Source organism: Acinetobacter sp. YH12049 (assembly GCF_013419875.1).
Classification (GTDB): domain Bacteria; phylum Pseudomonadota; class Gammaproteobacteria; order Pseudomonadales; family Moraxellaceae; genus Acinetobacter; species Acinetobacter amyesii.
The window spans coordinates 72,503-88,169 of the sequence record NZ_VOZH01000015.1 but is presented as its reverse complement, the minus strand read 5'-3'; the positions used below and the strand labels follow the sequence as shown (position 1 = coordinate 88,169).

15 protein-coding genes and 1 tRNA gene are annotated in these 15,667 nt (G+C 40.6%); 8 read left to right on the top strand and 8 right to left on the bottom strand.

From position 1 onward, the window contains the following. Positions 1–110, top strand: a 110-nt coding sequence (locus FTU05_RS08655; protein ID WP_179994364.1) for a zinc ribbon domain-containing protein, incomplete at its 5' end; no start/stop codon positions are given. 242 nt (positions 111–352) lie between these two features. On the opposite strand, the gene prpF is transcribed toward FTU05_RS08655, so the two are convergent. Beyond that, positions 353–1,543 (bottom strand): 2-methylaconitate cis-trans isomerase PrpF, encoded by a 1,191-nt coding sequence (gene prpF / locus FTU05_RS08650; RefSeq protein ID WP_168379031.1) that lies wholly within the window; start codon positions 1,541–1,543, stop codon positions 353–355. 330 nt (positions 1,544–1,873) lie between these two features. Here prpF and FTU05_RS08645 point away from each other — a divergent pair, with 330 nt between their 5' ends. From FTU05_RS08645 to FTU05_RS08630, 4 genes are all read left to right on the top strand, one after another. Next, positions 1,874–3,262, top strand: coding sequence for an amino acid permease (locus FTU05_RS08645; protein ID WP_078189974.1), 1,389 nt, complete (start codon positions 1,874–1,876; stop codon positions 3,260–3,262). 73 nt (positions 3,263–3,335) lie between these two features. Next, positions 3,336–3,408, top strand: a tRNA-Arg gene (locus FTU05_RS08640). 524 nt (positions 3,409–3,932) lie between these two features. Then, complete coding sequence (locus tag FTU05_RS08635; protein WP_168379032.1) at positions 3,933–5,474, top strand: outer membrane protein transport protein; 1,542 nt, start codon at positions 3,933–3,935, stop codon at positions 5,472–5,474. A 305-nt stretch (positions 5,475–5,779) separates the two neighbouring features. Continuing rightward, complete coding sequence (locus FTU05_RS08630) at positions 5,780–6,931, top strand: OmpP1/FadL family transporter (protein WP_180004312.1); 1,152 nt, start codon at positions 5,780–5,782, stop codon at positions 6,929–6,931. 72 nt (positions 6,932–7,003) lie between these two features. Here FTU05_RS08630 and thrH read toward each other — a convergent pair whose 3' ends face one another. Then, positions 7,004–7,621, bottom strand: coding sequence for a bifunctional phosphoserine phosphatase/homoserine phosphotransferase ThrH (gene thrH, locus FTU05_RS08625; RefSeq protein WP_078189978.1), 618 nt, complete (start codon positions 7,619–7,621; stop codon positions 7,004–7,006). A 201-nt stretch (positions 7,622–7,822) separates the two neighbouring features. Here thrH and FTU05_RS08620 point away from each other — a divergent pair, with 201 nt between their 5' ends. Beyond that, positions 7,823–8,557, top strand: a complete 735-nt coding sequence (locus FTU05_RS08620; RefSeq protein WP_168379034.1) for a phosphoadenylyl-sulfate reductase — start codon at positions 7,823–7,825, stop codon at positions 8,555–8,557. 167 nt (positions 8,558–8,724) lie between these two features. Then, positions 8,725–10,104: a wax ester/triacylglycerol synthase family O-acyltransferase gene (locus tag FTU05_RS08615; RefSeq protein WP_168379035.1), complete on the top strand. Its 1,380-nt coding sequence runs from the start codon at positions 8,725–8,727 to the stop codon at positions 10,102–10,104. A 311-nt stretch (positions 10,105–10,415) separates the two neighbouring features. On the opposite strand, the gene FTU05_RS08610 is transcribed toward FTU05_RS08615, so the two are convergent. From FTU05_RS08610 to FTU05_RS08585, 6 genes are all read right to left on the bottom strand, one after another. After that, positions 10,416–10,589, bottom strand: a complete 174-nt coding sequence (locus tag FTU05_RS08610; protein ID WP_168379036.1) for a PA1571 family protein — start codon at positions 10,587–10,589, stop codon at positions 10,416–10,418. A gap of 142 nt (positions 10,590–10,731) precedes the next feature. Then, positions 10,732–12,186 carry a ribonuclease G gene (rng, locus tag FTU05_RS08605; RefSeq protein WP_078189981.1) on the bottom strand — a complete coding sequence of 485 codons (1,455 nt, stop codon included), beginning with the start codon at positions 12,184–12,186 and terminating at the stop codon, positions 10,732–10,734. 42 nt (positions 12,187–12,228) lie between these two features. After that, a complete protein-coding gene (locus FTU05_RS08600; protein WP_180164977.1) occupies positions 12,229–12,795 on the bottom strand; it encodes a Maf-like protein in 567 nt (188 codons plus the stop codon). Further along, positions 12,783–13,274, bottom strand: coding sequence for a rod shape-determining protein MreD (mreD, locus tag FTU05_RS08595; protein ID WP_180004304.1), 492 nt, complete (start codon positions 13,272–13,274; stop codon positions 12,783–12,785). The genes FTU05_RS08600 and mreD overlap by 13 nt, the downstream gene beginning before the upstream one ends. After that, positions 13,261–14,118, bottom strand: coding sequence for a rod shape-determining protein MreC (gene mreC, locus FTU05_RS08590; RefSeq protein ID WP_078189984.1), 858 nt, complete (start codon positions 14,116–14,118; stop codon positions 13,261–13,263). Before mreC ends, mreD begins: the two co-directional genes overlap by 14 nt. Before the next feature lie 16 nt (positions 14,119–14,134). Then, positions 14,135–15,181 (bottom strand): rod shape-determining protein, encoded by a 1,047-nt coding sequence (locus tag FTU05_RS08585; RefSeq protein ID WP_180004320.1) that lies wholly within the window; start codon positions 15,179–15,181, stop codon positions 14,135–14,137. Between the two features lie 133 nt (positions 15,182–15,314). On the opposite strand from FTU05_RS08585, the gene gatC reads away from it, so the two are divergent. Beyond that, the gene (gatC, locus tag FTU05_RS08580) at positions 15,315–15,629 is read left to right on the top strand and encodes an Asp-tRNA(Asn)/Glu-tRNA(Gln) amidotransferase subunit GatC (RefSeq protein ID WP_078189985.1); all 315 of its coding nucleotides are present in this window, start codon (positions 15,315–15,317) and stop codon (positions 15,627–15,629) included. The last annotated feature ends 38 nt before the right edge of the window (positions 15,630–15,667 follow it).

Here is a 15,667-nt window from a genome sequence, read left to right as displayed (position 1 = left end):
AATGGGAGTGCATGAGCTGTGGTACAGCTCATGATCGAGATATAAACTCAGCTCTAAACATTCTTGCGCTTGGGCATAAGCGTCTAGCTGTAGGAATCACCCTCTTTTAAGGGGGTGAGGATGTCAATAAGTCTTTTTTAAGCATGGTTTCGCTACTTTTTTTCAGGGTAAAGCTACGCAAAATGCTAACAAAATTAATCTGACATAAATCACAGAAACTTTCTAATATTAAATGCAGTTCATATTATATAAAAAGATATACCAATTCATGATTTGCTTATTCATATAAAAGATAAAGGCAAAAAAAAGCCCCTGCAAAGCAGAGGCTGATTTCAAATGAGATGTTAAATGCTTAATCCAAACTATCCGCAGGAATACGCACCCAGCCTTCCATTAAGACACGCGCACTTCGGCTCATCACGGCTTTTTTAACGACCCACTGACCATTTTCATAAATTGCTTGCGCACCTACACGTAGCGTCCCAGACGGATGTCCGAAACGCACAGCTTCTCGCTCCCCACCACCCGCGGCTAAGTTCACAAGCGTTCCCGGTATCGCCGCAGCTGTACCAATGGCAACTGCCGCTGTGCCCATCATGGCATGATGCAGTTTCCCCATCGACAAGGCACGAACCAATAAGTCCGTATCTTGTTCTGAAATTTGTTTAGAACTCGAAGATGTATAGGCTTTCGGTTTTGAAACAAATGCAATCTTTGGGGTATGTTGACGCTGTTCTGCTTCAGCAATATCTGAAATCAAACCCATTTGCTGCGCACCATAAGCACGGATTTTTTCAAAACGGGCCAATGCCTTGGCATCACCATTGATCGCATCTTGCAGTTCAGTGCCGACATAACCAATATCTTCTGCATTTAAGAAGATCGTTGGAATACCTGCATTAATAAATGTTGCTGGGAAACTGCCTTCATCGGGTACGGTTAAAGTATCGACCAAATTCCCTGTAGGGAACATAGCGCCGCCATCTTCACCATCATCTGCGGGGTCTAAAAATTCAATTTGAACTTCGGCTGCTGGGAAGGTCACTCCATCTAGTTCAAAATCACCAGTTTCTTGTACTGCACCATCAGTAATAGGTACATGCGCAATAATGGTCTTTTGAATATTGGCTTGCCAAATACGAACCGTACACAAACCATTCTCAGGAATACGTGATGCCTCAACCAAACCATTTGAAATGGCAAATGCACCAACCGCTGCCGTTAAGTTTCCGCAGTTACCACTCCAGTCGACAAATGCTTTATCAATCGACACTTGTCCAAATAGATAGTCTACATCATGCTCAGGCTGTGAACTTTTTGCCAAAATCACGGTTTTACTGGTACTTGATGTCGCTCCCCCCATCCCATCAATTTGTTTGCCATAAGGATCTGGACTGCCAATCACACGTAATAAAAGTTGGTCGCGAACTTTTCCAGCTTGTTGTGCTGCAAGGGGCAAATCATCTAGCTTGAAAAATACACCTTTACTTGTACCACCACGCATATAAGTCGCTGCAATTTTAATTTGGGGAGCAAAACTCATTTTTATTGAATCCTTAATCTTTATCATTGTGTTTTGGCAGAGCGTTCTTTTCTGCGCTTTTGCATCATACAATGTTTAATTGAAGTTTTAACAATCACATGACTTAAGTATAAAAAAACAACATTCGATACCTTTTCCATATAAAGCCAAGCATCAGAATTTCAATTAAAATAAAATTAATCTATTGATTCATAAATTTTTAATTCAGCATTTAAAACGAAAAATAGGTTATTAAACTTATAAATATTTTTCATAAATTTTGAGCTACTAGGCTATTCATTCTCTATACATTACAATTACCAAAATTAAACCATTCTCGGGAAGAGTAACTTGACTACCAATTCCTCCGAACTCAAGCGTGGCTTAAAGAATCGTCATATTCAATTGATTGCCATGGGTGGTGCAATTGGTACAGGCTTATTCTTGGGCTCAGCGCATGTGATTCAATCTGCTGGACCATCCATTATTCTTGGCTACGCCATTGGCGGTTTGATCGCCTTTCTAATTATGCGTCAGTTGGGTGAAATGATCGTCCATGAACCTGTAGCGGGTTCATTTAGCCATTTTGCATATAAATATTGGGGGAAATTTCCAGGTTTCTTAACAGGTTGGAACTACTGGATTCTCTATATTTTAGTGGCAATGACAGAACTCACCGCTGTTGCGAAATACATCAATTACTGGTGGCCTCATATTCCAGCATGGGCATCTGTACTGTTCTTCTTCGTGATCATTACTTTAGTAAACTTAGGTAATGTGAAGTTTTATGGTGAATCTGAGTTTTGGCTGTCAATTATTAAAGTCACTGCAGTTATTTCTATGATCGTATTTGGTTTGTATTTGCTACTGACTGCAGATGCCAACTCAACAGCATCATTTACCAACTTATGGAGTCAGGGCGGCTTCTTCCCAAATGGTTTTGAAGGCTTATTCTTCATGCTGGCTTTCTTGATGTTCGCCTTCGGTGGTATTGAACTGATTGGTATGGCGGCAGCGGAAGCTGAAAATCCAAAAGAAACTATTCCTAAAGCGATTAACCAAGTTGTTTTTCGTATTTTGATTTTCTACGTGGGTTCTTTAACTATTCTATTGTCACTTGTGCCATGGAATCAGCTTGAACTAGGTGGTCTAGACAAAAGTCCATTTGTGATGATCTTTAGCCAACTGGGTATTGATTGGGCTGCACATTTACTGAACTTCATTATCTTAACTGCAGCACTGTCTGTTTATAACAGCGGTATGTATGCCAATAGCCGTATGCTTTACAGCTTGGCGAAACAAGGTAATGCACCAAAAGTTTTCGCAAAAACCAACAAAAGTGGCGTGCCAATTCCAGCAGTATTACTTTCTGCTGTCCTGATTTTCGGTTGCGTACTCTTAAACTACTTTGTACCTGAAGATGCGCTTGGTCACTTAATGTATGTGGTGGTTGGTGCGCTTGTTCTGAACTGGGCGATGATTACCATGACTCACTTACAGTTCCGTCGTGCAAAACGTATTTTGAATTTTACAACGTCTTATCCTGCACTTTGGGCACCAGTCAGCAACTACATCGTTCTGATCTTTATTGCTTTAGTTCTCTTTATTATGTGGACTCAGGGCTTTATGGAATCTGTTCTAATGATCCCTGTTTGGATTACAGTCATGTTATTAATGTTTAACTATCTTAATCCTAAAGATTTGAGCGACATTGACCCCAATGAAGTTCATAAAGACTAAGTAATTTAAAAAGTTATTGTTTCGGCAATAACTTTTTTTTTAGCTAAAATAGGAGTACATTAGCCTCCGTCTTGCGCTCTTAGCTTAACTGGATAGAGCAGTTGCCTCCTAAGCGACCGACGTGGGTTCGAGTCCCGCAGAGCGCACAATTTCTGAGATATCCCTCCTCCCTGTATTTGTAATCCCCCATATACCAATAAATATAAAGAAAGAACCTTTCACACTAAAAACCCATCAATTACAGTTTTTAACTTAGTTATTGTTTTTACAAAGACTATTTTTAAGAACAGTTAAATAGCGCTTTAAAATGTGCTAACCACCTACCTCTCAATGCAAAAAACGACACATAGTATGGTCCATAAGGCCAAAAAATCAATTTATGACTGCTCATATCAAAATTTTTTCAATTTTTTTCTAGGTTTAGAAAATAATGCGCTAAATGAAAATATTAAATAATAATCAAAATGTTATATATACTAATTAGTACTTTTACTCTAAAAATAGCAACTTTTAGCCATATTTTTCAATCTAGAGCATTTACTCTTATTTTAATTGTGCTATTTTTGTCACATGGAGTAACAATTAAGCCTAAGAGTATTAAGAAGTTTTCCATAACGAATATATGCAGTAACCATAAAAATCAAATTCGTATCTCAAGGAATGACGAAGAATGAAATTAAAAACTTTAGCTACAGCCATGATTCTTGCTTCAGTTCCAATGACAGGTGCTTTTGCTGCAGCAATGGACCGTTCAGGCCAATCTATGTCCGCATTCTTACAACCAGGAAATTATTTTGAAGCAGGTATTTCAGTTCTAGATCCTACAGTTTCTGGTAAAGAAGCTGGTGAAACAGCTACACGTCGTAATATTGAAGACATGGGTGATGATTATTACTTCCCTTCAGCCGCATTAAAACTACAATTAACAGATAAATTTTCATTCGGTCTTCTATATGACCAACCATTTGGTGCCGCTGCTGAATATAAAGGTAATAATGCTTTTGTTTCACAAGTTTCTGACACGATATTACCTCAACCACTATTAGACAGCATGGTTCGAAATGAAGTTACTCAAACTTTAAATCAACTTACAAGTACACAAATTGTAGGTTTAGCAGCGCAAGGCTTGCTTACACAACAAGGTATGTCTCCAACAAACCCAGCTTATAATGCTACTTTACAAGCAACCGTGACAGGTATAATCACTCAAGCAGGTGGTAATGTTGATACAGCTGCTGCTGCAGTACGTCCACAAGTTGAAGCTGGGGCATTTACTCAAGGTCAACAGCAATTACAACAACGTTTAGATAATGCAGGTGTTGCTCTAGGCCAAGGAAATACAAAAGTTTCTGTAGACACTCAGAACTTAGCTTTTGTTTTTGGCTTCCAACCTACGCCAAATTGGAACATCTATGCTGGTCCTGTTTATCAAACAGTTAAAGGTAGCGTAAGCCTACGTGGTCAAGGCTATAGCATTTTTAATGGCTATGACTCAAACATTAAAGAAACTGGTGATCTTGGTTGGTTGGCAGGTGTTGCTTACCAAATTCCAGAAATTGCACTTAAAGCTTCTTTAACATATCGTTCTGAAATTGACCATGAAACGACAATTCGCGAAACAATTCCAACTGCTGGCGCGTTAACGCTACTTGGTCAAAACCCTGCAGATGTAGTTGGAGCTAAGGGCACTTCAACGATTACTACACCTCAGTCTGTAAACCTTGATTTCCAATCCGGTATCATGGCTGACACCGTTGCATTTGCAAACGTGCGTTGGGTTGAATGGTCAAATTTCGCAATTCGTCCATACCAATTCGGTTTAATGTCTGAAGCAGTTGGACAATTACCAGCAGTTAACCGTCCGAACGGCTTTAACTTAGTTGAATATTCTGAAGACCAAATTTCTGCAACAGTTGGTGTTGGTCGCAAACTTAGCGAACAATGGGCTGGTAACGTATCTGTAGGTTGGGACTCAGGTGCTGGCAACCCTGTATCAACACTTGGCCCTACTGAAGGTTACTGGAATGTCGGCTTAGGTTTACAATTTAGTCCTGCACCGAATTACTTCATTGCTGGTGGCGTGAAATACTTCATGCTCGGTGATGCAAAATCTCAAACAGCTGCTCAATTTGGTGAAGATAGCCGTATTGTTGGTGAATTTGAAGATAACGATGCTTGGGCATACGGTTTAAAAATCGGTTACCGCTTCTAATTTAAATATGATTAGGGCCATAGTTCGCTATGGCCCTAACTTTTTATTCTTTCCCTATCTTGTTTGATCAAACAATAAACATTTAAATTTACTAAAACATTTATCAAAAACTAAGCTTTTTACTCTAATTTTTCATTTAAAAATCATAAAGATAATTATCAAGCACTAGAATAAACACTCTAGTCATGCTCATTTTTTAACTTCCCTAGTTCAATTTTAGAGTAGCAACTCTTATTTACTGTTTTTCTATTTATGTTACTTTCCACACATTGAAATAACATCAAAAGTTACAAACAGGGAAAAGTATGCGCTTAAATCACCTTAGCTACGCAATTTTACTTACCGCTTTACCAACAGCATCATTATTTGCAGCGGGTCTAGATCGTTCAGGTCAGTCTATTTCAGCATTCTTACAACCTGGTAACTATGCAGAAGCAGGTATCACTGTTCTAGATGCAGAAGTAAAGTCAAATGAACTTAATGTCGATGACATGGCGAAGTCATATTACTTCCCTTCCGCTGCTGTCAAAGTACAAGCGACTGACAAAATTTCACTAGGTTTAATTTACGACCAACCATACGGTGCAGAAGCTGAATATGATGCTGCATCGCAAGTATTTGGTAATGGTGCTCAAGGTACATCTGTAGATGTTAAAACTGAAAGCTTAACTGCCCTAATTGGTTACCAACCAAACGAAAATTGGAACTTTTATGCAGGTCCAGTTTGGCAAACTGTAGAAGCCAATATCAAACTACGTGGTGCTGCTTATGGTGGTAATGCCAAACTTGGTACTTATAACATCGAAATGGAACGTGAAGAAGCTTATGGCTGGTTAGCAGGTGTTGCTTATTCGATTCCTGAAATTGCATTAAAAGCGGCTATTACCTACCGCTCTGAAATTGAACATAATACAAAATCCAATGAAACTACGCTTCTACCGTATCCATCTTTAAGTGCGCTGACATCATCTGTTGATGCAACAACACCTCAATCAGTTAACTTAGATTTCCAAACAGGTATTGCTAAAGATACGCTAGCATTTGCCAATGTTCGTTGGGTACATTGGAGCCAGTTTGCGGTTAAACCAACTTTACTTGGTAACGTAAGTTCAATTCCAGCACCTCATGTCCGTCAAAATCTTATTGATTACTCAGACGACCAATGGTCAGCTAATGTTGGTGTAGGCCATAAATTTAACAGCAAATGGTCTGGTTCTGCATCTGTAGGTTACGATTCGGGTGCTGGCAACCCTATTACGACTTTAGGCCCTGTTGAAGGGAATTGGAATGTTGGTCTAGGTGGTCAATATAGTCCTGCTGAAAACTATTTCATCCAAGCAGGTGTTAAATACTTCTGGTTAGGTGATGCTACTGCTCAAACTGGTGGTAATCCAGTAGGTGAATTTGAAGATAACCATGCGCTTGGCTATGGTTTGAAAATAGGCTATCGCTTCTAAGTTGTTAGAACAGCTTTGCATTAAACAAGAAAGGGCGCATAAGCGCCCTTTTCTATAACCAGCTATACAGAATTAAGCTGGAATATCACGAACTGAAGCATTACGAATCGCTTCTTTTAATGCAGCATAGCCATGAATTGGTGGGAATTGTGGAAATTCTGCAATCACATTGTCAGGCGCATCAAATAAGAAACCCGCATCTGCTTCACCAAGCATCGTCGTATCGTTATAAGAATCACCTGCTGCAATCACCCGGAAGTTTAACCCATGCAATGCTTGAACGGCTTTACGCTTTTGATCAGGTTGACGAAGCTTATAAGCTGAGATCATACCATTTTCATCAGTTTCTAATTTGTGGCAGAAAATCGTTGGCCAACCAAGTTGCTGCATTAATGGATGTGCAAACTCATAGAAAGTATCTGAAAGAATAATCAATTGAAAATGAGTACGCACCCACTCTACAAACTCTTTTGCACCTTCAAATGGCCCCATATCTGCGATTACGTCTTGAATATCGTTTAAACCCAAACCGTGTTGTTTTAGGATATTTAAACGCTGAGTCATCAACACATCGTAATCTGGAATGTCACGAGTCGTTGCTTCAAGTTCTTTAATGCCTGTTTTTTTCGCAAAATTAATCCAAATTTCAGGTACTAAAACCCCTTCTAGATCTAAACAAACGACTTCCATGCACTCTACCCTCTGTTATGTGAAAAAAATTTTTTCAATATCATAGCGGAAGAATAAAAAAATGCATTGTTCTTTTTTAAATCTATTTTTTTCATAAGTATCTATTTTTTAGTGATAAGTATGTTTTAGCATTTCCATTAAAATAGTTCTGAAATAAATTAATATAGGTTTTAACGTTCCAAGCCTATAGCCAGGACATTCATGACTACCATCCCTACTATTGACCTTGTCGATGCACTTGCATCTGAATATGCAGATAAATCACCTTCTGAGATTATGAAACTTGCGCTTAGCCAGCAAGGTGAAGTTGCGATTTCCTTTTCTGGTGCAGAAGATGTTGTACTGATTGATCTTGCATCGAACTTAGGGATTCCTTTTCGTGTATTTAGTTTAGATACCGGTCGCTTACACCCTGAAACTTACCAATTTTTAGATACTGTCCGTAAACATTATAAAATTGATATTGAAATCTGTTTCCCAGAAAGTGATGCCGTACAAAAACTGGTAACAGAAAAGGGCTTTTTTAGCTTCTATCAAGATGAACATAAAGAATGCTGTGGTATCCGTAAAGTACAACCTTTGCGTAAAAAACTAGCCACTTTAGATGGCTGGATCACAGGTCAACGTAAAGACCAAAGCCCAGGCACACGTAATGAAATTCCTGTGGTACAAGCAGACCCCGGTTTTTCAGGTCCGGGCAAGCAATTGATTAAATATAATCCTTTGGCAAACTGGTCTAGCGCTGATGTCTGGAACTATATCCGTCTAATGGAAATTCCATATAATCCACTACACGAACGAGGCTTTATCTCGATTGGCTGTGAACCATGTACTCGACCTGTTTTACCGAATCAACACGAACGAGAAGGTCGCTGGTGGTGGGAAGATGCAACCCATAAAGAATGCGGCTTACACGCAGGCAACATGAAAAAATAAAGATCACAAAACCACTGCATAGCAGTGGTTTTTTTCAACGCATCGATACACATAATTCCGTATCATTTCAACGTAAAAACGCTATACTGCAAATGACAATTTAATAATTCTAACAATGCTACTCATACATGAGCAGCTGTAGAAATTGCAGTGAGGCAATCAACGCTATGCGTCCATTACATCCTATTGATTTCATATTCTTAAATTTAGAGAAACGGCAACAACCGATGCACGTAGGTGGTCTATTTTTATTTCAGATCCCTGACAATGCACCAGATACTTTTATTCAAGATTTAGTCGCAGATATTCGTAATTCAAAATCCATTCCTATTCCTCCTTTTAACAATAAACTCAACGGCTTCTTTTGGGATGAAGACGAAGAGTTTGATTTAGATCATCACTTCCGCCATATCGCACTGCCGCATCCCGGTCGTATTCGTGAACTTTTGACTTATATTTCTCAAGAACACAGTGCGCTGATTGACCGTGCGAAACCGCTTTGGACTTGCCATATTATTGAAGGCATTGAAGGCAATCGTTTTGCTATGTACTTCAAAATCCACCACGCGATGGTCGATGGCATTGCAGGTATGCGTTTAGTTGAAAAATCACTTTCGCATGACCCAGATGCTAAAAGAATTGTGCCACCATGGTGTGTAGAAGGCCCTCGTGCAAAACGCCTGAAACAGCCTAAATCCAGTCGTATGAAAGGTCTGTTATCGACCATTAAGGGACAACTTGACTCAACTCCACGAGTTTTGTACGAACTGTCACAAACAGTAATGAAAGATATGGGGCGTAACCCAGATTATGTGTCTAGTTTCCAAGCGCCGAGTTCAATATTAAACCAACGGGTTAGTTCTTCTCGTCGTTTCGCTGCTCAGTCTTTTGAATTTTCACGTTTGTCACATATTGCCAAGTCACTCGGCGTAACAATTAACGATATTGTGCTCGCAATTTGTTCAGGCGCATTACGTGAGTATTTAATTACACAAAATGCATTACCTAAAAAGCCATTGATCGCTATGGTGCCTGCATCTGTGCGTACCGATGATTCAGATATGTCTAACCGTATTACCATGATTTTGGCCAATCTTGGAACCCATAAAGAAGATCCGCTAGAGCGCTTAAAAATTGTGCGTCGTAGTGTGCTCAATGCCAAAGAGCGCTTTAAGCGGATGAACTCGAATCAAATTTTAAACTACAGTGCTTTTGTCTACAGTGCAGCAGGTTTAAATATTGCATCAGGCTTCATGCCAAAACGTCAGGCCTTTAACTTGGTCATTTCGAATGTTCCCGGCCCACAAGAGCCGTTATATTGGAATGGTGCACGTTTAGAAGCGCTCTACCCAGCGTCTATTGTTTTGGATGGTCAAGCGCTTAATATCACCATGACCAGCTATTTAGATAAGCTTGAAGTTGGTTTAACCGCATGTCGTAATGCGCTGCCAAAAATGCAAAATTTACTCACGCATTTGGAAGAAGAAATTCAACGATTTGAAACTATTGTGAACCAAGATTCCCCAAAGTTACAGGCGGTTAGCTAACCGCCTGTTTCTAGATTTGGTATCAATTCATCAGCATCTTGAACCATACATAATGATAAAAACCCGTCTAAATTGAACAATCTAGACGGGTTTTTAGTATTTGAACTTTGATTGATTTTTTGGAGCAATTTATGTGTATAAGCTAAAATTTAGGTGAACAAATCCGTTGCTATTGTTTAATTATGACTTGTAGATACGAACTGATAATTAAGTTTATTTTCCATTATTTATAAAATTTTAGCGCATTAAATATTTTAGAATTGCGCGTTAGCACTTTAACCCTCTGGATTACATTATTTATATTTCAATATTTAAGCTTTAATTGCTCGGCACTGTTTAAGTAACTGATGACAAGCAGAACGAATCATAGACGCTGTAATTTGAACCTCATTACCACGCTCATCCACGATATAACCTGAATGGATCGCTTTTGCTTCAACAACAGTTTTAAGACCACTTTTCATTACTGTTTTACTAACACCCATAGTACACCTCTTTTTGCTAAGCCATTTTCAAGTCCAATGCAGGAAAATGGCTTTGGCTATTTGATGTGTCTAGTATTCAAAATAACAGTTCAAAAGTAAAATCTCAGTTGTAACAAGTGTTTAACGATATTCTGTTACAATTTCAGCTCAGAATGATATCGTATTGCTCTTGCGTATATAAATTTTCCACTTGGAACTTGATCACACGGCTAATAAAGTGCTCTAAATCAGCTACCGCAGGTGCTTCAGCAGTTAACAATCGGTCAATCACCGACGGATGTGCCACCACGGTAAAACCACTTTGTGACTCATAAGCACGTGCATATCTCAAGATTTCACGGAAAATTTCATAGCAAACTGTTTCAGCCGTTTTCACATAACCACGCCCCTGACAGGTCGGGCAAGAATCACAAAGTAGATGCTCCAGAGATTCACGGGTGCGTTTCCGAGTCATTTCCACCAAACCCAGCTCAGAAACTTGAGTGATCTTGGTTTTTGCATGATCGCGCTCGAGCATTTTCTCAAACTGGCTCATCACTTCTTCTCGATGATGTGCTTCTTGCATATCAATGAAGTCAATAATGATAATCCCGCCCAAGTTACGTAGTCGAAGCTGACGTGCAATGACCTGTGTGGCTTCCATATTGGTTTTAAACACAGTGTCTTCAAGCGAACGACCACCTACGTAGGAGCCAGTATTGACATCAATCGTGGTCATGGCTTCAGTTTGATCGATCATCAGATAGCCGCCAGACTTAAGTGCTACACGTGTCTGTAAGGCTTTCTGAATATCTTCTTCGACATTGTACAAGTCAAAAATTGGACGCTCACCCGGATAATGCAGTAAGCGATTTTGCATACTCGGTACAAATTCTTGAACAAACTCTTGCAATTTGCCATGCACTTCACGTGAGTCGACCTGAATTTTAGACGTATCTTCATTGGCCAAATCACGGATGACGCGTTGTGGTAAAGGTAGCTCTTCAAAAATCAATGAAGGCACAACAATACTGCGTTGTTTACGTTGAATGTATTCCCACAGTTTTGCTAAATAAGCCATGTCCTGCGCAATTTCACATTCAGGAATACCTTCGGCGGCAGTACGAACGATGACTGAACCCGGTAAGTTGTGTTCCTTTTGAATGCGTTCAATCATGCTACGCAAGCGATCACGTTCTTCTTCAGACTCAATGCGCTGTGAAACACCGGTATGACTGCCATATGGCATTAAAACGAGGTAACGGGAAGGAATAGAAAGATCAGTAGAAAGTCGTGCACCTTTGGTACCCAACATATCTTTCATGACTTGTACGGTGAGTACTTGTCCCGGTTGTAACAGCTCAAAAACGTTCGGGGTCGGTTGATTGCGCTGCCAGACCATATCATTGATATGTAAAAAAGCCGTTCTCGACAATCCAATATCAATAAAAGCAGCCTGCATACCCGGAAGCACGCGAACAACTTTCCCTTTATAAATATTGCCCACTAACCCACGCTTCACGGTGCGTTCAACAAATAATTCATTGACCGTACCGTTTTGAATCAACGCCACACGACATTCCATCGGTGTGACATTAATCAACAACTCGTCAGACATATCAAAACTCAAAACATTATAAAAATTCTTGTGTTGCAGCAGTTAATTTAATGCCTTAACTGTCTGTAATAACTGTACGGTTTCATGCAAAGGCAGCCCAACGACATTGCTGTAGCTCCCTTCAATACAAGGAATATAGCGCGCAGCAATTCCTTGAATAGCATAGGCTCCCGCCTTGCCGATTGGTTCACCTGTTGCCCAGTAGCTTTCCATGTCAGCTAGACTCAGCGTTTGAAATTCAACCTGTGTACGCACTACTATACTGTATATTTGATCTTTTGTACTGACACAAACACCTGAAAACACATCATGTTTTCGTCCAGAGATCATTTCCCACATAGAAAAAGCATGTGCTTTCGACGCTGGTTTTCCTAAAATGTGCTCATCTACGCCTAAACTGGTATCGGCGGCAATAACGATAGCATTAGGGAATTGTTGTTGTACTGCGCAAGCTTTGGTACGTGCTAAACGCTCTACATAATCCGCTACAGGTTCTCCTTCCAACACGGACTCATCAATATCTGGACTGAAAATTTCAAATTCCAGACCTAATTGTTGCATTAGTTCGCGTCGTCGAGGAGAACTCGAAGCTAAAATTATATGCGCCATTTTCTCAGGAAGTAATACATGATTGGCCAAATGATTAAGCTAGTAACAATTGGCTGCCAATGGCGAGCAAATGAAAACTGTGCCCCACCCATCACTTGAACAATCCACACAAACAGTAAATGCGCGAAAATTGCCATTGCAGCAATAATCCACAAATTACCAAATGTAAGGATACGACGTTCACGCGTTAAAAAGCGCGTCACAAATGCAATGACCACAAAACTCAGTGCGTTCATGCCAAAAGGTGCATCAGTCAACAAGTCCGTAAAGAGACCTGTGGCAAATGCAAACCAAACACCGCACCATGTCGGCTGACAGAGTACCCAAAATAGCATGATCATCATCATGAATAATGGACGCCAACCCGATAAGTCATAAGAAAGCGGATACACCATCAGCACGGATGCCAAAATGATGGAAAAGATAATCGGAAATAATGGGTCGCGCTCTGTATGACGACTAAGCTTAGCGAGTGACATGCGGTTGCTCCATCGCTAAAGAATCGGAAAATAGCACAACCACATGATGACCACCTGCCAATTGGGCAGCAGGATTGATATCAATTTGGGCAAATTCACCACTATTGTGACGACTGACTTTCGAGACTGTACCCACCAAATATCCTGCTGGGAAATGTGCCCCTAGCCCTGAGCTATAGACTTTTTCACCGACTTTGATATTCGCACTGGTTGGTACGTATTCCATTTTAAGTCGACCTAAGTCACCTGTACCCGTAACGATTGCGCGCATACCGGTATGCTCCATCCGCACGGATAAAGAGTGCTCTTTGTCTGAGAGCAACATGACACGACTACTATGCGGGTAAACATTGATAATTTGCCCCATAATACCCTTGTCATCGAGTACAGTTTGTCCCACTTTAAGCTGACTGCTGGCTCCACGATTAATCACAATAATATGACGTAAGGGATCAGCATCGGTACCAATGACTTCGGCAATCTCCATACGGCCATCAATGATGAGGGGCGTATCGAGCAGTCCACGCAGTCGAGTATTTTCAGCAGAAAGTTCAGAAAGTTTCTGTAAACGGACTTGAGCCTGAATTAACTCTGCTTGCATCGCGGTATTTTCACGACGTAATTGAGCTTCAGACTTGGTTTGTTGATTCAGCCATTCTCGCGATAACACTGGATAGCTTGCAAGTGCATAAATTGGATTATATGCCGCATACAAGACGTCTCTGGCCGGTTGAATTACATGCGGCATGCGCCAATCAAAGAAAAGCACCACCAAGCATGTAATCACCGCAATGATAAATGAGCGAAAAGATGGCGGTTGTCTTGAAAACAGTTGCGTTTGCACCCGCCGAGTCCTTTTCTTAGCCTACAAATAACATGTCATGATTTGGGTTATCGAAGAATTCGAGAACCTTACCACCACCACGTGTAACACATGATAGTGGATCTTCTGCAACCACGACAGGAAGACCTGTTTCTTTTGCAAGAAGCTTATCAAGATTGCGAAGTAATGCACCGCCACCAGTCAACACAATACCGCGTTCTGCGATGTCTGAAGACAACTCAGGTGGCGTTTGCTCTAGTGCAGATTTAACCGCAGCCACAATGTTTTGCAGTGGATCAGAAATCGCTTGAGTCACTTCATCAGAAGTTACGGTAATCGCACGAGGTACACCTTCAGCCAAGTTCCGACCACGGACTTCGATTTCCAAAGGTTTTGCACCTTCTTCTGGAAGCGCCATACCAACTTCTTTTTTGATGTTTTCTGCAGTGGTTTCACCAATCACACAACCATGTGCTTTACGCACGTAATTAATGATTTGTTCATCAAATACATCACCACCGATACGTAGTGAGTCTGCATAGACACAACCTTGAAGTGAAATGATCGCGATTTCAGTTGTACCACCACCAACATCGACAACCATCGAACCACAAGCTTGCTCAACAGGCATACCTGCACCAATTGCAGCAGCCATTGGCTCTTCAATTAAGCGAACTTCACGTGCACCTGCATTGTATACAGCTTCACGGATTGCACGGCGTTCCACCAACGTCGATTTACATGGCACACACACCACGACACGTGGTGCAGGTTGGAATAAACGCTTTTCATACCCTTTGGTAATAAAACGATTCAACATGGTTTCAGTGACTTCAAAGTCTGCAATCACCCCATCTTTCATCGGACGGATGGCAGAAATATTGGCTGGTGTACGGCCCAACATTTGTTTTGCATCAAGACCGACCGCAGCAACGATTTTTTCTGAGCCACTATGACGGATCGCCACAACCGTCGGCTCATTTAAAATGATGCCTCGTCCTGGCGCATAAATAAGTGTATTTGCAGTGCCTAAATCAATGGCAAGATCCGGCGAAAACAAGCCAATTAGTCGTTTTAGAATCACGGGGACGTTCTCAGTTAAACTTTTATATGGACGCAAGGTGGCAACTTTAACTAAATGTGATGATTTGAACAAGTCAATCGCTTATTATAAGCCACGATATTTTGAATTTTTTTAATACTGATTAGGTAATGTTATGTCTACATCGGATGCACAGCATTCTGCAGATCTAAATGCACAAACAGTTTCAGCGATTGCCCATCTGGCTCGATTGTCGCTAGATGAAGCGCAATCTGCTGACTATGCTCAAAGTTTAAATAAAATTTTAGGCATGATGGAAACCCTGAAAGGCATCGATACTGACGGTGTTGAACCACTAAAAAGTCCATTCGACAATCCACAGCCGTTACGTGAAGACGTGGTATCTGAGACCAATCATCGCGAAGCATATCAAGCAGTTGCTCCTGCCGTACAGGATGGCTTGTACCTTGTTCCGCGTGTGATTGAATAATTTTTATTCAGATCAACATTTTTTCAAATTAAACGTAA